Origin of the sequence: Catenovulum agarivorans YM01 (genome assembly GCF_000281085.1) — a bacterium.
In the GTDB taxonomy this organism is placed as follows: domain Bacteria; phylum Pseudomonadota; class Gammaproteobacteria; order Enterobacterales; family Alteromonadaceae; genus Catenovulum; species Catenovulum agarivorans.
In genome coordinates, this window is sequence record NZ_JH767543.1 from 15,815 (window position 1) to 33,338 (window position 17,524).

The window sequence follows — 17,524 nt, forward strand, 5'->3', positions numbered from 1 at the left end:
TACATATGGTTATTAAACCAAAAGTACGTGGTTTTATTTGTACAAATGCACACCCAGTTGGTTGTGAAGAATCAGTAAAACGCCAAATTGAATATGTAAAAAGCAAAACGAATCCAGAAGGACCAAAAAACGTTTTAGTTATTGGTTCATCAACTGGTTATGGTTTGGCGTCACGTATCACTGCTGCGTTTGGTAGTGGTGCAAAAACTTTAGGTATCTTTTTTGAAAAAGAGCCTACTGAGAAAAAATGTGCGAGTGCGGGTTGGTACAACACTGCGGCTTTCAATAAATTCGCTAAAGAAGCGGGTTTATGGGCTAAAAATATTAATGGCGACGCGTTTTCACACGAAATCAAAGCGAAAGCCATTGATGTTATTAAAAAAGAACTCGGCAAAATTGATTTAGTTATTTATAGCCTAGCTTCTCCACGCAGAACAGATCCTGACACTGGCGAAGTTTACTCTTCAACTTTAAAGCCAATCGGCCAAACAGTCACGACTAAAAACTTAAATACTTCAAAGCGTGAAATTGACGAAGTAACAGTTGAAGCTGCAAATGAAGCTGAAATTCAAGGCACAATCGACGTTATGGGTGGTGCTGATTGGGAATTATGGATCAAAGCTCTACAAGAAGCTGACGTGTTAGCTGAAGGCTTTAAAACGACTGCTTATACTTATATTGGTAAAAAACTAACTTGGCCAATTTATGGTCATGCAACAATTGGTAAAGCGAAAGAAGACTTAGACAGAGCTGCTGCTGCAATTAAACAGTCTACTGATGGCTTGAGTGGTGAAGCTTATGTAACTTCACTAAATGCAGTTGTGACTCAAGCGAGTTCAGCTATTCCGATTATGCCTTTATATATTTCTGCTTTATTCAAAGTAATGAAAGAGCAGGGTACATACGAAGGTGTTATTGAACAAATTCAAGCTTTATTCTCTGAAAACTTATATGGTGACAATCCACGTTTTGATGAAGCGGGTCGTTTAAGCCAAAACTACAAAGAATTAGAAGATAAAGTACAAGATGCGGTACAAATTATTTGGGATTCAGTAACAACTGAAACTATTGATGATTTGACTGATTACATCAGCTACAACCGTGAGTTTTTACACTTATTCGGTTTTGAATATGACAATGTTGATTATGACGCTGACGTTAGCCCTTTGGTTGAGTTAGAACTTGAATAATTGACCTTTAATCAGTAAATCTGGTTTTGTTAATAAAGGGCGTTTTATACGCCCTTTATTTTTGCAGAAATAAAATAGAACAAAAAAACAGCAAATCATTCTGTTTTCAAATTGTCAATTTGAAAAATTTAACCTAATCTCAATCAAATCAGTATTTTTCGTGGATACATAGGGTAAAACAATGTTAAAATCCGCGGGTTTTATATATAGCTATAAATAGCGACAAATCGCAAAGAAGCTAATCGTTTGAAATTAGCTCGATAGCGCTAAAGCGAACCATATTCCAAATTTCGTTTTAAACCTTAAAAACAAGTGCAATGAGTATGATAACTATCAAGAAAGGCTTGGATGTTCCTGTCTCAGGGACTCCACAACAAGCAATATCTGACGGCAAAGCTGTCACAAAAGTTGCTATCCTTGGTGAAGAATACATTGGCATGCGTCCTACTATGAGCGTCCGCGTTGACGACGTAGTTAAAAAAGGACAGGTTCTTTTTGCTGACAAAAAGAATCCCGGTGTACAATTCACTGCGCCAGCAGCAGGGGTAGTTAAAGAAATTAATCGTGGTGCTAAGCGTGTTTTACAGTCTGTTGTTATTGAAGTTCAAGGCGACGACAAAGTAGAATTTGCTAAAACAGCTGCGGATCAACTTGGCTCATTAGAGCGTCAACAAATTGTTGATACTTTAGTTGAATCAGGTTTATGGACTGCCTTAAGAACGCGTCCATTCAGCAAAATCCCAGCAGTAGATGCCACTCCTTCTTCATTATTCGTTACGGCAATTGATACCAACCCATTAGCAGCTGATCCTGCGGTTGTATTGAAAGGCCAAGAAGAAGACTTCAAAAACGGTTTAGCATTACTTGCTAAATTGGCTCCAAAAACCTTCTTATGTAAAGCTCCAGGCGCAGATATTCCTAGCGTTGATGGCGTACAAGTAGAAGAGTTTGGTGGTGTACACCCAGCTGGTTTAGCTGGTACACATATCCACTTCTTAGACCCTGTCAGCATGGAAAAGCAAGTTTGGCACATTAACTACCAAGACGTAGTTGCAGTAGGCCAATTGTTTACCACTGGTGAATTGCCAAATACACGTGTTGTTGCATTAGCAGGCCCTGCTGTTAACAATCCTCGTTTAGTTAAAACGCTAGTTGGCGCAAGCCTTGAGCAATTAACTGACGGTGAAGTTGCAGACGGTGAATTACGTGTGATTTCTGGTTCAGTATTAGCTGGTCACGATGCAGGTGGTGTACACGGTTATTTAGGCCGTTACGCAACACAAGTTTCTGTATTAGCCGAAGGTCGTGAAAAAGAATTGTTTGGTTGGATTGCACCTGGTGCAAGCATGTTCTCAATCACTCGTGCGTATCTTTCTCACTTATCTCCAAGCAAGTTATTCAACTTCACAACAACAACTCGTGGTTCTGATCGCGCTATGGTTCCAATCGGAAACTACGAGCGTGTTATGCCATTAGATATCATCCCAACTTTATTGTTGCGTGATTTGGTTGCTGGCGACGTTGATTCAGCTCAATCTTTGGGTTGTTTGGAATTAGACGAAGAAGATTTAGCACTTTGTACTTTCGTTTGTCCAGGCAAATACGACTATGGTTCGATCTTGCGTTCACGTTTAACGCAAATCGAGAAGGAGGGCTAAGATGGGTTTAAAGTCCTATTTAGAAGAAATTGAGCCGCTATTTGAAAAAGGCGGTAAATATGAAAAGTGGTATGCGTTGTATGAAGCAGCTGCAACTATTTTTTATACGCCAGGCTTAGTGACTAAAGGTCGTACTCACATTCGTGACAGTATCGATCTTAAGCGCATCATGATCCTTGTATGGATGATGACTTTCCCTGCAATGTTTTACGGTATGTACAACATTGGTTTACAAGCAGAAGCTGCAATTGCTGCTGGTGCTGGTTTACCACAAACTTGGCAAGTTGATTTATTCACTGCATTAGGCGGAACGCTAGAAGGCAGCGGGTGGGGCGGTAAAATGTTCTACGGTGCTATGTTCTTCTTACCTATTTATGCGGTTACTTTCGCTGTAGGTGGTTTCTGGGAAGTATTATTTGCTTCAATCCGCAAACATGAAGTAAACGAAGGTTTCTTCGTAACTTCAGTATTATTTGCATTGATTTTGCCAGCAACAATTCCTTTATGGCAGGTTGCTTTAGGTATTACTTTCGGTGTGGTAATTGGTAAAGAAGTATTTGGTGGTACTGGCCGTAACTTCTTAAACCCTGCATTAGCGGGTCGTGCATTCTTATTCTTCGCTTATCCTGCACAAATTTCAGGTGATGGCGTTTGGGTTGCTGCTGACGGTTTCTCTGGTGCTACTTTATTAAGCCAAGCTGCACAAGGTCAATTAGACTACGCATTAACTGGCCAATGGTGGGATGCATTCTACGGTAATATCGCAGGTTCTATGGGTGAAGTTTCAACTCTAGCTATCTTGATTGGTGGTTTAGCGTTAATTTACTTCCGCATTGCTTCATGGCGCATCGTATTAGGTACTTTTGCTGGTATGGCTATTTTCTCTACCATGTTTAACTTAATTGGTAGCGACACTAATCCATTATTTGCTATGCCTTGGTACTGGCATTTAGTAATTGGTGGTTTTGCATTCGGTATGATGTTCATGGCAACTGATCCAGTATCAGCTTCATTTACCAACCAAGGTAAATGGGCATACGGTATTTTGATTGGTTTCATGGTGGTTATGATCCGTGTAGTTAACCCTGCATACCCAGAAGGTATGATGTTGGCTATCTTATTTGCGAATGTTTTCGCGCCATTATTTGACCACTTCGTTGTATCTGCAAACATCAAGCGGAGGTTAGCACGTAATGTCTAAAGGAAATGATTCAATCAGCAAAACGCTGACGGTTGTTATTTCACTTTGTTTGGTCTGTGCGATTATTGTTGCGGGTTCTGCGGTTGCTTTACGCCCTCAGCAAGAAGAAAACAAAGCATTAGATAAACAAAAAAATATTCTATTAGCAGCTGATTTATTACCAGCAGGCGCAACTGCCGCTGAAATTAAACAGCGCTACAAAAACTTAATTACTGCAAAAGTTGTTAACTTAGAAACAGGCGAATACGTTGATAGTATTAATGCAGATACTTTCGACCAACGCGCGTCTGCTAAAGAGCCTAGTACTTCTATTACTTTGACTCAAGAGCAAGACGTAGCGAGCATTAAACGTCGTTCTAACAATGCAGTGGTTTATTTAGCGAAAAACGAGCAAGGCGAGTTTTTAAGCTATGTATTACCAGTTCATGGTTATGGGTTATGGTCAACAATGTACGCATTTGTTGCGGTAAAACCTGATGCCAATACTATTATCAACTTAAACTACTATGAGCAAGGTGAAACCCCTGGATTAGGTGCTGAAATTGAGAATCCTAAATGGAAAGCAATTTGGGTTGGTAAGAAGATTTACAACGACCAAGGCGAAATGTCTATCGAGATTGTTAAAGGCGAAGCACCTAAAGGTACTGAGCACAAAATCGATGGTCTATCTGGTGCGACTCTAACAAGTAACGGTGTGCAATTCACATTCGATTTCTGGTTAGGCGAGCTAGGTTTCAAAAAATACCTAGAAACACAGCGTCAAGGAGCATAATTCATGGCTAAAAGTAGCGAAGCTCAAAAGGTTCTATTTGGACCGATTTTTGCGAACAACCCTATTGCGTTGCAAGTATTGGGTATCTGTTCTGCATTAGCTGTAACAAGCAAAATGGAAACAACCATTGTAATGTGTATCGCGTTAACTTTTGTTACTGCGTTCTCAAGCTTGTTTATATCTATTATTCGTAATCATATTCCATCAAGCGTACGTATCATCGTGCAAATGACCATTATTGCTTCATTGGTAATCTTGGTTGATCAGTTATTAAAAGCTTACGCATATGACATTGCTAAACAGTTGTCAGTATTCGTTGGTTTGATCATTACTAACTGTATCGTAATGGGTCGTGCAGAAGCGTATGCGATGAAGAGTCCGCCGTTTATGAGTTTCTTAGATGGTATTGGTAACGGCTTAGGTTATAGTGTTGTATTAATCACTGTTGGTGTTATCCGTGAACTATTTGGTTCTGGTAGCTTATTCGGTGTTGAAATTTTACCACTTGTTTCAAACGGTGGTTGGTATCAACCTATGGGCTTATTGTTAATGCCACCTAGCGCTTTCTTCATCATTGGTTTATTCATCTGGGTTTTACGTACTTTCCGTAAAGAACAGGTAGAAAAATAAGAGGCTGAGATGGAACATTATATAAGTTTATTCGTTCGCGCAGTTTTCATTGAAAACCTTGCGTTAGCTTTCTTCCTAGGTATGTGTACTTTCTTAGCGGTTTCTAAGAAAGTAACGACAGCTTTCGGTCTAGGTGTAGCTGTAATCGTAGTATTAGGTATTTCAGTACCTGTTAACCAAGTTATTTATGCTAACTTGTTAGCGCCAGGCGCTTTAGCTTGGGCTGGATTCCCTGAAGCAGATTTAAGCTTCTTAAAATTCTTAACCTTTATCGGTGTTATCGCGGCATTAGTACAAATTCTAGAGATGTCTCTAGATAAGTACTTCCCAGCTTTATACAACGCGTTAGGTATTTTCTTACCACTTATTACTGTTAACTGCGCTATCTTCGGTGGTGTAGCTTTCATGGTAGAGAAAAACTACAACTTTGCAGAAAGTGTTGTGTTTGGTCTTGGTAGTGGTGTCGGTTGGGCTTTAGCTATCACTGCATTAGCTGCTGTACGTGAAAAAATGAAATACTCTGACATTCCAGACGGTTTGAAAGGCTTAGGTATTACATTTATTACAGTAGGCCTGATTGGTTTAGGCTTTATGTCATTCTCTGGCGTATCACTATAATCCAGAGCAAGTAGAGGAATAAACCGTGAATTTAACAGATATTTATTTAGGCGTTGCAATGTTTATTGTTATGGTACTTGTACTAGTAGCAATAATCTTATTTGCAAAATCAAAATTAGTAAGTAGTGGCGATGTCACTATCTTAATTAACGACGACCCAGACAAAGCTATTACTGCTAAGCCAGGTTCTAAATTACTTGGTGCTTTAGCTGATGCTGGTATCTTCGTATCATCTGCGTGTGGCGGTGGTGGTTCTTGTGGCCAGTGTCGTGTAGACGTAAAAGAAGGTGGTGGTGAGATTCTACCGACTGAGCTTGACCATATCACTAAAGGTGAAGCGCGTGAAGGTTGTCGTTTATCATGTCAGGTTGCTGTTAAAAATGACATGAAAATTGAACTTGAAGAAGAAATCTTCGGTATTAAAAAGTGGGAATGTACTGTTATCTCTAACGATAACAAAGCAACTTTCATTAAAGAATTGAAACTTGCTATTCCTGAAGGTGAGGTTGTACCTTTCCGTGCTGGTGGTTATATTCAAATTGAAGCTCCTGCTCACCATGTTAAATATGCAGATTTCGATATTCCTGAAGAATATCGTGCTGACTGGGAGCGTTTTGGTTTCTTCAAATTAGAATCTAAAGTTGATGATGAAACAATCCGTGCCTACTCTATGGCTAACTACCCAGAAGAGCATGGCATTATTATGTTGAACGTGCGTATTGCTACGCCGCCGCCAAACAACTTGTCACTACCTTGCGGTAAGATGTCTTCGTACATCTGGAGCTTAAAAGAAGGTGATAAAGTAACTATTTCTGGTCCATTTGGTGAGTTCTTCGCTAAAGATACTGATGCAGAAATGGTATTCGTAGGTGGTGGTGCAGGTATGGCGCCAATGCGTTCACATATCTTCGACCAATTACGTCGTATTAAATCTTCTCGTAAGATGTCTTTCTGGTACGGTGCGCGTTCTAAGCGTGAAATGTTCTACGTAGAAGATTTCGATATGCTTGCTGATGAAAACGACAACTTCCAATGGCATGTTGCGTTATCTGATCCACAACCAGAAGATAACTGGACTGGTTACACTGGCTTTATTCACAACGTTCTTTATGAAAACTATTTGAAAGATCATGAAGCACCAGAAGATTGTGAATTCTACATGTGTGGTCCACCAATGATGAATGCCGCAGTTATCGGCATGTTGAAAGACTTAGGTGTTGAAGACGAAAACATCTTGTTGGACGACTTTGGTGGTTAATCGGATTCATTATTAATGAAGATGATGTTAAAAGTATGGCTAGCCCTTTTTGGGCTGGCCTTTTTTGTTTCTTGTTCAGAGCAAAATCAAGACCTAGGCGTACATTTACAAGGTAGAACCATGGGGACTACTTATAATGTGCGTTATTATCCTAAACAGCCTATCGATTCCAAATTAGTTCAAGATAAAATTGATCAGAGTTTGCTGCAGTTAAATCAGCAAATGTCGACCTATATTCCTGACTCACAAATAAGCCAATTTAACAAAATGCAATCAACCGAGCCGATGCAAATCGATGCTGGTTTTGCTTATGTGGTAGAACAGGCAATCGAACTTGCAAAACTAAGCCAAGGTGCTTTGGATGTTACGGTTGGCCCACTCGTTAATTTGTGGGGCTTTGGTCCAGATAAAAAACCTACACAATTACCTTCGGATGAACAACTTAGTCAAATAGCTGATTATGTTGGCATTGATAAGTTATTGTTGAACGGCAATCAGCTAACTAAACTTGATCCAAGACTCAAAGTAGATTTATCAGCAATTGCTAAAGGTTATGGTGTAGATGTTGTCGCGCAAGTGCTCGAATCTTTATCGATCTCCGACTATTTAGTAGAAATAGGCGGGGAAATGCGCTTAAAAGGGCAAAAGCCTGCTGGGCAATCTTGGTTGGTGGCTATTGAAAAACCTCAGTCAATTGAGCGCAGTGTACAACAGGTTTTGAATGTCGGTGACAATGCATTAGCCACATCTGGTGATTACCGTAACTATTTTGAGCAAGATGGTATTCGTTATTCGCATACAATTGACCCAACTACAGCTAAGCCTATTAGGCATAAATTAGCCTCTGTTTCTGTTGTTGCTGAAAACTGTACGTTAGCCGATGGTTGGGCGACTGCATTGAATGTGCTTGGTCCAGAAAAAGGTTATCAGTTGGCGTCTGATTTGGGACTTGCTGTGTATTTAGTGATAAAATCTGACGATGGCTTTGAGATTAAATATACCAAAGCATTTGAGCCGTATATTGTACAATTTTAGTGGGTATTAAAATGACAACTTTTTTATTAGTTTTTGCTGCTTTTTTGATTATTGTTTCTGCTATGGCGGTAGGTTACATTTTTCAGAAAAAATCAATTTCTGGTAGTTGTGGTGGTTTAGGTTCGGTTGGCATTGATAAAGTTTGTGATTGTGATGATCCTTGTGACAAACGCAAAGCTAAAATGAAGCGTGATCAAATGTTAAATGAGAACCGAATTATTTAATCGTTCAAAATAATTTGTCCTCTAGTATCTGTTCACTGAAAGTTGTAGCTGGTATCGCTGTATTGAACATAGCGCTGAAATGTCCGTGCTATATATAAAAGCCCTTGGGCATAACTTTCGCAAAAACGCTGCACCGAGTTTTTATAAACACGGAGTAGTCAAACCTTCCATGGATGACAGGCCCTGTCGTCATCCATGACTCCACCTCATTCAGCTGCGAAGCTGCGCTTCGGTCTTCATTCGCCCCTAAAAAAGAGATTTTGCTCTAAGTTATTGCCCAAGAACTTTTGAATTTAGGTGCGCTAGTGACTTTTTCGTCTTTTACTACCTATAAAAACCATACTAATTTTCTTTCACTATGAATTTAATTGCTGAGCAACGATCAATATTGGTCTTTAGCGATGTTTGAGAATAGTTTTTTATTGAGCGGAGAGATGCTACAAATTCTTCAAGATTGACAACTTAATTTCACTTGTGAGTGGCAGATTGTGCAAACTACCCATTCAACCTTTCAACAATTCTAAGCAAATTATCGTCTAGCTGTTTAATCGCATTCATCAAAACCATATGTTCGTTTTTACTAATGCCTTTCATCATAGGTTGGCTAATGTTGCTCAGGGCTTTGTTTAGTGCAACTAAGACTTCTTTGCCTTGTGGAGATATTTTAATAATGGCTTTGCGTTTGTTGTCTGGTACGACACGGCGTATTATCCAGTTTTTACCGCTGAGCCAGTCGAGTAGGCGGGTGATGGCAGCTTTGTCTTTACCGGTTTTTTTAACTAATTCACCTTGTTCTATGCCTGTTTCAGGTATCAGGTTTAGTAAAAAATAAGCTTCTGGGGTGATGTCATATCCGGTGTTTTTAAACACGCTTTTTAGCATGCTTTTCATATTAAAGGCGAGTTGATGGACTTGATAACCTAAGGTTTTTTCAATATCAATTTGTTTATCCATTACAACTGCCTATAAATATTATTGAGCTTGGTAGCGATTGATTTGCGCCAATATACCTTGTTCGTCTAACTCAAGTAATTGGTAAATCTCAGCTTGGCTGCCGTGTTTAACAAATTCGTCAGGTACACCTATTTGTAAAACTTGTTTGGCGATTTTGTGTTTAGCTAATACTTCTAATACAGCTGATCCAGCGCCACCTTGAATACAGTTGTCTTCTACCGTGACTAACAAATCATGTTGCTCAGCAGTTTCGACTATTGCTTGTTGATCGATTGGTTTAACAAAGCGCATATCCCAATAACTGGCACCAAGTGTTTCAGCAGCTTTTTCAGCGAATTGACCTAAGTGACCAAAATTTAGAATTGCTATTTTTTGTCCTGTACGTTTCTTGTTCGCTTTGCCAATTTCTAGCAGGCTCATTTCACAGTTAATATCAACTTGTGGGCCTTGACCTCTTGGGTAGCGAACAACCGCAGGTAAATCCGCTTGATGACCTGTGTAGAGCATTTGGCGACATTCATTTTCGTCGCTTGGGGTCATTACAATTAAATTTGGGATAAAGCGCAAAAAGCTTATATCGAATGTTCCTTGGTGCGTTGGGCCGTCTGCACCAACAATGCCCGCGCGATCTACTGCAAATAACACTGGTAATTTTTGTAGCGCTACATCGTGGATCAGTTGGTCATATCCACGTTGTAAAAAGGTCGAATATATTGCCACAACGGGTTTTAGCCCTTGAATAGCCATGCCTGCAGCTAATGTCACAGCATGCTGCTCTGCTATGGCTGTATCAAAATACTGTTTTGGGTATTCACGCGAAAACTTAACCATACCAGAGCCTTCACGCATTGCAGGCGTGATTCCCATTAGTTTGTCGTCTTTTTTCGCCATATCACACAACCATTGACCAAATACTTGAGAGTAGGTGGGCGATTGTGGTTTTTTACTCGGTAATTCTGATTTAGTTAAATCGAATTTAGGTACAGCATGGTAACCAATAGGGTCTTGTTCGGCAGGGTGATAGCCTTTACCTTTTTTGGTGACTATGTGTAAAAACTGCGGGCCTTTAAGGCTGCGCATGTTTTTTAAGGTTTCAACTAAACCTTGTACATCATGCCCGTCGATTGGGCCAATATAATTAAAGCCCAGTTCCTCAAAGATAGTCCCTGGTGCTATCATGCCTTTTAAATGTTCTTCTGCTTTACTCGCTAGCTCTTTAATTGGTGGTAAACCACTTAATATTTTTTTACCACTTTCTCTGAATGATGTGTACACAGAGCCAGATAATAGTTTGGCTAAATGCTGATTAAGCGCACCAACATTTTCAGAAATAGACATGTCGTTATCATTTAAAATAACTAACATGTTTTTCTTTAAATCACCTGCATGATTCAAGGCTTCAAATGCCATGCCAGCAGTAATTGCACCATCGCCTATAATGGCAACAGCTTGGCGGTTTTTCTTTTCTTTTTCTGCCGCTATTGCAATACCCAGGGCGGCGCTAATTGAAGTTGATGAATGACCAACACTCAAAGTGTCGTATTCACTTTCTTCACGCCAAGGGAAAGGGTGTAAGCCATTTAACTGGCGAATGGTATGAATTTGCTCACGGCGACCGGTTAATATTTTGTGCGGATAGGCTTGATGACCAACGTCCCAAATAATTTGATCAAAAGGCGTGTTATAAACATAGTGCAGAGCTACGGTTAACTCGACAGCGCCTAATCCTGAAGCAAAGTGCCCGCTGCTTTGACTGACACAAGCCAACAAGTATTGGCGTAATTCATTAGCAACTGCTGGTAGCTCAGATACCGGCATGCTGCGTAAATCTTCTGGTTCGTTTATCAGCCTAAGCAAAGGATATTTGTTAATATTAATAGTCATGAGTGCCGTTAGTGTTTGCGTTGTACTATAAATTGAGCAAATTCAAATAGAGTTTGTGTATTGTAGGGAAGATTATCAATTTGCTCTAGTGCATTCTGATATACTTGATCCGCTTTTTGTATCGCTTGCTCTAAACCTAAAATACCTGGGTAGGTGCTTTTATTAAGTTTTTCATCTGACCCTTGCGGTTTTCCAAGCATTTCAGTGGTAGAAGTTACATCCAAAATGTCATCTTGAATTTGAAAAGCTAAACCAATATTTTTAGCGAAATTGTCCAGTTTAATCTTTTCAGATTTATCCATAGCTGGTTTACAGGCTGTTGCCATATTAACTGCTGCTTGCAATAACGCTGCGGTTTTCAGCAAATGAATATTTTCTAATTGCTCAACTGTTAGTTGTGTGTTTTCACCCGCTAAATCCAACGCTTGGCCGCCGCACATACCGTGGTAACCTGAGCGGTTCGCCAGTTCTTGCATCCAGCTAACTTTTATTTCAGCGGATACATCTGCATTAGCGATTAATTCAAAGGCTAAAGTTTGCAGGCTATCTCCGGCTAAAATTGCCGTAGCTTCATCAAATTGAATATGACAGGTTGGTTTGCCGCGGCGAAGCTCATCGTCATCCATCGCTGGTAAATCATCATGGACTAACGAATAGCTATGAATACACTCTAATGCGATTGACGCTGGTAACAAAGTTTTATCGTCAATATCTAACATTCGACCCACAGTATGCATTATAAAAGGACGGACACGTTTACCGCCGTTGCTAACACTGTATTGCATCGCTTGGTGAAGTTTACCCGCTATATTTTGGTCAATATGCGCAAATGCCTTGTCTATCTCGGCATTAAACCAAGTTTGAAATTGTTGCAGTTGGTCGAATAGGCTCATTATTCTAAATCTTCAGGTTTACACTCAACCATTTCTATATGGTCGTCTTTTTGCTGCAATATTTTTATTTTTTGTTCTGCTTGCTGCAATTTTTGTTGGCTTGCTCTAATTAATGCAACACCACGTTCATATTGTTTTAGTGCATCTTCAATAGATTGTTGTCCATCGTCCATTATATTGACGAGTTGTTCTAATTCTTGAATACTTTCTTCTAGCGACATATTTTCTGGTTTTTTCGCGGCCATATTGTTTCTCAAGTTGCTAGTTTGTTAAAGCCGCTAATTTTAGCCTTAAATAAGCTAATGCCAAAGCAACAATTTTGTTTTTACGGCTTGCTTGAGTTATTTTTAACCAAAGTGACACTATTTAGATATTAAGCAAATGAAAAAACTAAATATTTTGCTGGTATTGTCGATAATTGAGTTAAAATAAATATAAATCACCTGTTTGGGAGGCGAATAGTGGATCTAGCAACGGTCGTTGGGATAGTCGGAGCAGTTGGCTTTATTGTAATGGCGATGATGCTTGGTGGCGATTTGGGCATGTTTGCCGATGTACCATCTGTATTAATCGTTTTCTGTGGATCTTTATTCGTTGTTTTGTCTAACTTTACTATGGGGCAGTTTTTTGGCATTGGTAAAGTTATGGGTAAAGCTTTCATGTTTAAGATTGAAACGCCAGAAGAGCTTATCCAAAAATCAGTTGAAATGGCTGATGCTGCACGTAAAGGTGGTTTTTTAGCATTAGAAGAAGCACAAATTGATAATCCCTTCATGCGTAAAGGGGTTGATATGTTGGTAGACGGCCATGACGGCGATGTGGTTAAAGCAACCCTTTCTAAAGACATTGAACTAACAACAGAGCGCCATGAAGCTGGTGTTAGTTTACTCAAGGCTTTAGGTGACGTAGCACCTGCTATGGGTATGATAGGTACGCTTATAGGTTTGGTTGCTATGTTATCAAACATGGATGACCCCAAAGCGATTGGTCCTGCAATGGCGGTTGCGTTATTAACAACTTTGTACGGTGCGTTTTTATCAAACGTAATAGCATTACCGCTTGCAGCTAAACTTCAACTTAGAACCGAAGAAGAAAAATTAAATCAGTTATTAATTTTGGATGCCATTCTTGGTATTCAAGACGGGCAAAACCCTAGGGTAATTGAAGGGGTACTTAAAAACTATATTGCTGAATCTAAACGCTCCGTTGGGGAGGAAGCCTAATGGCGGATGATTGCCCACCGTGCAAAAAATGCCCTCCCGAAGGTCTACCTGCGTGGATGGGCACATTTGCTGACTTAATGTCGTTATTAATGTGTTTCTTCGTATTGCTGTTAGCATTCTCAGAGATGGATGTGCTTAAATTTAAGCAGATAGCTGGTTCGATGAAATTTGCATTTGGTGTGCAAAATAAACTTGAAATTAAAGATATTCCTAAAGGTACTTCTGTTATAGCGCAAGAGTTCCGCCCTGGCCGACCTGATCCGACGCCGATTGAAACCATACAACAGCAAACTGTCGAAATGACCCAGCAAACACTTGAGTTTGAAGCTGGTGATGAAGATTCATCTGGTGGCCGCCAAAAACAAAGGGGTGACCAACGTGGTGGTACGGCATCGGATACAGCTAATCAACAATCTTCGACTTCTGAATCAACTTCAAGTGCCGAAGAAATCAGCGAACTCGTTAAGAAAATAGCCCAGCAGTTAGAACAACAAATTGTTGATGGGGCGATTGAGTTAGAATCGTTAGGCCAACAAATTATTATCCGCATTCGTGAAAACGGCGCGTTTCCGTCAGGCTCTGCGTTTTTACAGTCGCAATTTAAACCTATTATTCAACAGGTTGCTAAGTTATTAACCCAAGTGCCAGGCGAAATTACTGTTTCTGGCCATACCGATAACCAAACCGTCACTTCGGAATTATATGCATCTAATTGGGAGCTATCGAGTAAACGTGCAGTAGCTGTTGCGCACGAAATGGTTAGAACACCAGGGTTTGACCCTAACCGATTAATTGTTGTTGGTCATGCAGATACTCGTCCGCTAGTGCCAAATAATACTTTGGAAAATCGTCGCCGCAACCGCCGTGTTGAAATCGCTATTATGCAAGGCAAAGCCAAAGAATCTGATCCTATTACAGTTTCGCCCTAAGTCGGCAAAACTCTCTCTATCACGTGCAGCCAATTAATGGCTGCATTTTGTTATTCAATCTGCCGGACAAACTCTGTATAATCGCTAGCCTTTTTAGTCGCTACAAGTAACAAGCCATGATCAAGTTTATTGTTAAAATGCACCCTGAAATTTCGATTAAAAGTCGTTCGGTGCGCCAACGTTTTACCAAAATATTAGAAAGCAATATCAAAAATGTTTTGCGTAAAGTGGATGAAAAGGCTTGGGTTCAACGCCAATGGGACTGTGTAGAAGTTAGAGGTAGCGACGATAAACGCGATATTATAATCGAGCGTATGCAGTGTATACCTGGGGTAACCAACTTCTCAGAAGTTAAACAATACCCATTTGTTTCATTTGATGATACTTGTGCGATAGTTTTACCGCATGCCCAGCATCTTATCGAAAACAAAAGTTTTTGTGTCAGGGTAAAACGCCGTGGTAGTCACGATTTTAAATCTAAAGATTTAGAGCAATACGTTGGCGGCTTTTTAAACCAAACAGTTGCATCTGCAAAAGTTAAACTCAAAGATCCAGACGTAACTGTCATGTTAGAAGTGGCTAATGACCAGTTATTTGTCATGGGTGAAAAATACAAAGGATTAGGCGGTTTTCCAATTGCAACTCAAGATGAAATTTTAAGTTTAATTTCAGGTGGATTTGATTCAGGCGTCGCAACCTACGAAACCATGCGCCGTGGGATTAAAACCCATTTTATCTTCTTCAATTTAGGTGGTGCGGCACACGAAATAGGTGTTAAACAAGTATCCTATTTCTTGTGGGCTAAGTATGGCATTTCACACAGAGTTAAGTTTGTTTCGGTTGATTTCCAACCTGTTGTCGCCGAAATATTAGAAAATATCGATAACGGTTTAATGGGCGTTGTGTTAAAGCGTATGATGTTGCGTGCAGCCAGTTTAGCGGCAAAACGTATGGGCATAAAAGCGTTGGTAACAGGTGAAGCTTTAGGGCAAGTATCTAGCCAAACCCTAGCCAATTTAGCTGTTATAGATAAAGTAACAGATACACTTGTGGTGCGCCCATTAGTCACTATGGATAAGCAAGATATTATCGATTTAGCCCGTAAAATTGGCACTGAAGATTTTGCCAAAACCATGCCAGAATATTGTGGTGTGATTTCTCAGCGTCCAAATATCGCAGCGCCAGAAGATAAAGTTATTGCAGCAGAAAGTAACTTCCATATGCCTTTGATTGAGCAAGTAGTAGACAATGCTAAATTGTATGATATCAAAGAGCTTAGAACGGAATCAGAGCAAAGCGTAACCGAGGTTGATAGTGTTAGTGAAATTCAAGCCAATCAAGTTGTTATTGATATTCGTTCAGTAGAAGAAGAAGAGTTGGAGCCGCTAGAGTTAGCGGATGATGTTGAAGTTATTCATATTCCATTCTTTAAATTAGCAACTCAATACGAAAACTTAGACCAATCAAAAGAATACTTGCTCTATTGTAAAAAAGGCGTAATGAGCCGTTTACAAGCATTGTATTTACAAGAGCAAGGCTACAAAAACGTTAAATTATTCCAACTTTAATTTTATGAGTTTGAGGTCTCCAAGTGCTTTATCTGCTTATAGAGTGCTTGGTGTTTTGGCAAATCAACCGATAGTTCTGCTGCTGTTTGTAATAAAAAACCACTTATAAAATCAATCTCAGTTTTTCTATTATTCGCTATGTCTCTATTCATTGACGAATAGTTATCAGCCGTTTTATCAATCACCTCATATACAGTTTGTTTAATTTCAGCGTCGGATAGAGCAGGACAAACATGCGCTGATATTTGATAAATCTCCGCTAATAATTCATGTATCTCCGCAGAAAATCTACTCTCGCGTAGTTGGCCATTTTTGACCTGATGTATTGCAGTTAGCGGATTTATCACGCAATTGATAAAGAGTTTTTGCCATAAAATCTCATTAATATTTGCCTGCCAACTCGCCTGTGACCAAACGCCGATAAGTTGATTAATTACTGCAAATCTTTCGTTGCATTCATTTATGTTCGCAAATGGATTTTCTATTTGCAGCTGGCCAATACCTGTCTGCACAACATCCAGCTTTTGTTGGCTGTAGGCTGCATAAGTTGTAGTGGCTAACAGTACATTAGCTTTTGGCAGTAACGCCTCTACTATTGCTTTTGTGCCCATGCCATTGTGCAGTAATACAATATTGGCATCTGCTGCAATCATTTGTTGTTGGCGTAATTGGTTTATGGCTGTTTCAACTTGATAAGCTTTTACTGTGACAATAAGGTTTGTGACAGTTTGGCTTGCAGGGGAGAGTGGGATAGCAAATTTTTGCTTATTTATATCGGTAAAATACAACAGCTTGTTTGGCGATTGTGCAAAATTAGCTGGTTTCAGCAATACGTTGAAATCAATTTGATTGATAAAACACTGCTGGGCTATAGTCGAGCCTATCGCGCCGCAACCCAAAATAGTAAGCATGCTAACCTTGTTTTAAACAATAAAAATAAGCTTGTAAGCGTACCCAGCATATCGGCTAACCAATCAGCCATACTCGCTTCACGGTCAAAAAAACTGCCTTGCAAACATTCAATAGATGCCCCATAAATGGCAAAAAACACTATCACCATAGTTAGATTAAATTTTAGGTGGGTTTTAGTTTTGTCAGTTAGTTGACGACTATAACTAAAGCAGCCAAGTGTAGTTAAAGCACCAAAAACAACAAAATGGGCAAATTTATCAAAGTGCGGGAACAGGCCTTCGCTGCTTGGATCTATTGGTGCAAAAAATAAGTAAGTCGCATATAAAAAAGTACAGACTGTGATAGTGCGAATTACATAAGTCTGTCTTATAAAATCTAACATTTAAATGATTACTACTGCAAAATCGAGAGCGCGTATAATACTCGATTTTTCAGTAATTTCGAAGCTAGATTTTTTTCACTATTAATGTGCAAATTATGCTGATATAAAATACATTTTTCGCTACAATGCCCGGATAATTATACCCAAGCTACTTGAAGATGCGAGATTTCAGCAAGAGATAAAAAGCATTTAG

At 39.6% G+C, this 17,524-nt stretch carries 18 protein-coding genes; 12 read left to right on the forward strand and 6 right to left on the reverse strand.

All coding sequences use genetic code 11. The features are described from left to right. Positions 1-5: 5 nt before the first annotated feature. The 9 genes from fabV to nqrM all read left to right on the forward strand — a co-directional run bounded on the left by fabV (position 6) and on the right by nqrM (position 8,586). Complete coding sequence (fabV, locus tag WSC_RS0120335) at positions 6-1,190, forward strand: enoyl-ACP reductase FabV (RefSeq protein WP_016957803.1); 1,185 nt, start codon at positions 6-8, stop codon at positions 1,188-1,190. Positions 1,191-1,513: 323 nt separating this feature from the next. Next, on the forward strand, positions 1,514-2,848 hold the full coding sequence (locus WSC_RS0120340) for a Na(+)-translocating NADH-quinone reductase subunit A (protein ID WP_016957804.1): 1,335 nt from the start codon (positions 1,514-1,516) through the stop codon (positions 2,846-2,848). A 1-nt stretch (position 2,849) separates the two neighbouring features. Next, complete coding sequence (locus WSC_RS0120345; protein WP_016957805.1) at positions 2,850-4,049, forward strand: NADH:ubiquinone reductase (Na(+)-transporting) subunit B; 1,200 nt, start codon at positions 2,850-2,852, stop codon at positions 4,047-4,049. Continuing rightward, positions 4,042-4,821, forward strand: a complete 780-nt coding sequence (locus WSC_RS0120350) for a Na(+)-translocating NADH-quinone reductase subunit C (RefSeq protein ID WP_016957806.1) — start codon at positions 4,042-4,044, stop codon at positions 4,819-4,821. Before WSC_RS0120345 ends, WSC_RS0120350 begins: the two co-directional genes overlap by 8 nt. A gap of 3 nt (positions 4,822-4,824) precedes the next feature. Then, the gene (locus tag WSC_RS0120355) at positions 4,825-5,451 is read left to right on the forward strand and encodes an NADH:ubiquinone reductase (Na(+)-transporting) subunit D (RefSeq protein ID WP_016957807.1); all 627 of its coding nucleotides are present in this window, start codon (positions 4,825-4,827) and stop codon (positions 5,449-5,451) included. Between the two features lie 9 nt (positions 5,452-5,460). Further along, positions 5,461-6,069 (forward strand): NADH:ubiquinone reductase (Na(+)-transporting) subunit E, encoded by a 609-nt coding sequence (nqrE, locus tag WSC_RS0120360; RefSeq protein ID WP_016957808.1) that lies wholly within the window; start codon positions 5,461-5,463, stop codon positions 6,067-6,069. Between the two features lie 25 nt (positions 6,070-6,094). After that, the gene (gene nqrF, locus WSC_RS0120365; RefSeq protein ID WP_016957809.1) at positions 6,095-7,327 is read left to right on the forward strand and encodes an NADH:ubiquinone reductase (Na(+)-transporting) subunit F; all 1,233 of its coding nucleotides are present in this window, start codon (positions 6,095-6,097) and stop codon (positions 7,325-7,327) included. 120 nt (positions 7,328-7,447) lie between these two features. Then, the gene (locus WSC_RS0120370; protein ID WP_237716342.1) at positions 7,448-8,362 is read left to right on the forward strand and encodes an FAD:protein FMN transferase; all 915 of its coding nucleotides are present in this window, start codon (positions 7,448-7,450) and stop codon (positions 8,360-8,362) included. Positions 8,363-8,373: 11 nt separating this feature from the next. Next, positions 8,374-8,586 (forward strand): (Na+)-NQR maturation NqrM, encoded by a 213-nt coding sequence (gene nqrM / locus WSC_RS0120375; protein ID WP_026016973.1) that lies wholly within the window; start codon positions 8,374-8,376, stop codon positions 8,584-8,586. 495 nt (positions 8,587-9,081) lie between these two features. Here the strand turns inward: nqrM and WSC_RS0120380 are convergent, their stop codons facing one another. The 4 genes from WSC_RS0120380 to WSC_RS0120395 are packed head-to-tail and all read right to left on the reverse strand — an operon-like array spanning position 9,082 to position 12,562. After that, positions 9,082-9,540, reverse strand: coding sequence for a MarR family winged helix-turn-helix transcriptional regulator (locus WSC_RS0120380; RefSeq protein ID WP_016957812.1), 459 nt, complete (start codon positions 9,538-9,540; stop codon positions 9,082-9,084). An 18-nt stretch (positions 9,541-9,558) separates the two neighbouring features. After that, a complete protein-coding gene (gene dxs / locus WSC_RS0120385) occupies positions 9,559-11,424 on the reverse strand; it encodes a 1-deoxy-D-xylulose-5-phosphate synthase (RefSeq protein ID WP_016957813.1) in 1,866 nt (621 codons plus the stop codon). Between the two features lie 8 nt (positions 11,425-11,432). Beyond that, entirely contained in the window at positions 11,433-12,317 is an 885-nt protein-coding gene (locus WSC_RS0120390) for a polyprenyl synthetase family protein (RefSeq protein ID WP_016957814.1), read from the reverse strand. Continuing rightward, positions 12,317-12,562 carry an exodeoxyribonuclease VII small subunit gene (locus WSC_RS0120395; RefSeq protein WP_016957815.1) on the reverse strand — a complete coding sequence of 82 codons (246 nt, stop codon included), beginning with the start codon at positions 12,560-12,562 and terminating at the stop codon, positions 12,317-12,319. The genes WSC_RS0120390 and WSC_RS0120395 overlap by 1 nt, the downstream gene beginning before the upstream one ends. 216 nt (positions 12,563-12,778) lie before the next feature. Here WSC_RS0120395 and pomA point away from each other — a divergent pair, with 216 nt between their 5' ends. The 3 genes from pomA to thiI all read left to right on the forward strand — a co-directional run bounded on the left by pomA (position 12,779) and on the right by thiI (position 16,037). Then, a complete protein-coding gene (gene pomA, locus WSC_RS0120405) occupies positions 12,779-13,540 on the forward strand; it encodes a flagellar motor protein PomA (protein ID WP_016957817.1) in 762 nt (253 codons plus the stop codon). Then, positions 13,540-14,469: a flagellar motor protein MotB gene (locus tag WSC_RS0120410; protein WP_016957818.1), complete on the forward strand. Its 930-nt coding sequence runs from the start codon at positions 13,540-13,542 to the stop codon at positions 14,467-14,469. Before pomA ends, WSC_RS0120410 begins: the two co-directional genes overlap by 1 nt. A 119-nt stretch (positions 14,470-14,588) precedes the next feature. After that, positions 14,589-16,037: a tRNA uracil 4-sulfurtransferase ThiI gene (gene thiI, locus WSC_RS0120415; protein ID WP_026016974.1), complete on the forward strand. Its 1,449-nt coding sequence runs from the start codon at positions 14,589-14,591 to the stop codon at positions 16,035-16,037. Between the two features lie 2 nt (positions 16,038-16,039). On the opposite strand, the gene WSC_RS0120420 is transcribed toward thiI, so the two are convergent. Together WSC_RS0120420 and WSC_RS23590 are read right to left on the reverse strand one after the other, a co-directional pair. Beyond that, positions 16,040-16,948, reverse strand: coding sequence for a ketopantoate reductase family protein (locus WSC_RS0120420; protein WP_016957820.1), 909 nt, complete (start codon positions 16,946-16,948; stop codon positions 16,040-16,042). Further along, positions 16,918-17,331: a VanZ family protein gene (locus WSC_RS23590; RefSeq protein WP_016957821.1), complete on the reverse strand. Its 414-nt coding sequence runs from the start codon at positions 17,329-17,331 to the stop codon at positions 16,918-16,920. The genes WSC_RS0120420 and WSC_RS23590 overlap by 31 nt, the downstream gene beginning before the upstream one ends. Positions 17,332-17,524: the final 193 nt, after the last annotated feature.

Coding starts and splice junctions, on each gene's coding strand:
- fabV (WP_016957803.1), top strand. CDS start 6: ATGGTTATTAAACCAAAAGTACGTGGTTTTATTTGTACAAATGCACAC.
- WSC_RS0120380 (WP_016957812.1), bottom strand. CDS start 9,540: ATGGATAAACAAATTGATATTGAAAAAACCTTAGGTTATCAAGTCCAT.
- nqrM (WP_026016973.1), top strand. CDS start 8,374: ATGACAACTTTTTTATTAGTTTTTGCTGCTTTTTTGATTATTGTTTCT.
- nqrE (WP_016957808.1), top strand. CDS start 5,461: ATGGAACATTATATAAGTTTATTCGTTCGCGCAGTTTTCATTGAAAAC.
- WSC_RS23590 (WP_016957821.1), bottom strand. CDS start 17,331: ATGTTAGATTTTATAAGACAGACTTATGTAATTCGCACTATCACAGTC.
- WSC_RS0120420 (WP_016957820.1), bottom strand. CDS start 16,948: ATGCTTACTATTTTGGGTTGCGGCGCGATAGGCTCGACTATAGCCCAG.
- dxs (WP_016957813.1), bottom strand. CDS start 11,424: ATGACTATTAATATTAACAAATATCCTTTGCTTAGGCTGATAAACGAA.
- WSC_RS0120340 (WP_016957804.1), top strand. CDS start 1,514: ATGATAACTATCAAGAAAGGCTTGGATGTTCCTGTCTCAGGGACTCCA.
- WSC_RS0120370 (WP_237716342.1), top strand. CDS start 7,448: ATGGGGACTACTTATAATGTGCGTTATTATCCTAAACAGCCTATCGAT.
- WSC_RS0120355 (WP_016957807.1), top strand. CDS start 4,825: ATGGCTAAAAGTAGCGAAGCTCAAAAGGTTCTATTTGGACCGATTTTT.
- WSC_RS0120390 (WP_016957814.1), bottom strand. CDS start 12,317: ATGAGCCTATTCGACCAACTGCAACAATTTCAAACTTGGTTTAATGCC.
- WSC_RS0120395 (WP_016957815.1), bottom strand. CDS start 12,562: ATGGCCGCGAAAAAACCAGAAAATATGTCGCTAGAAGAAAGTATTCAA.
- WSC_RS0120345 (WP_016957805.1), top strand. CDS start 2,850: ATGGGTTTAAAGTCCTATTTAGAAGAAATTGAGCCGCTATTTGAAAAA.
- WSC_RS0120410 (WP_016957818.1), top strand. CDS start 13,540: ATGGCGGATGATTGCCCACCGTGCAAAAAATGCCCTCCCGAAGGTCTA.
- WSC_RS0120350 (WP_016957806.1), top strand. CDS start 4,042: ATGTCTAAAGGAAATGATTCAATCAGCAAAACGCTGACGGTTGTTATT.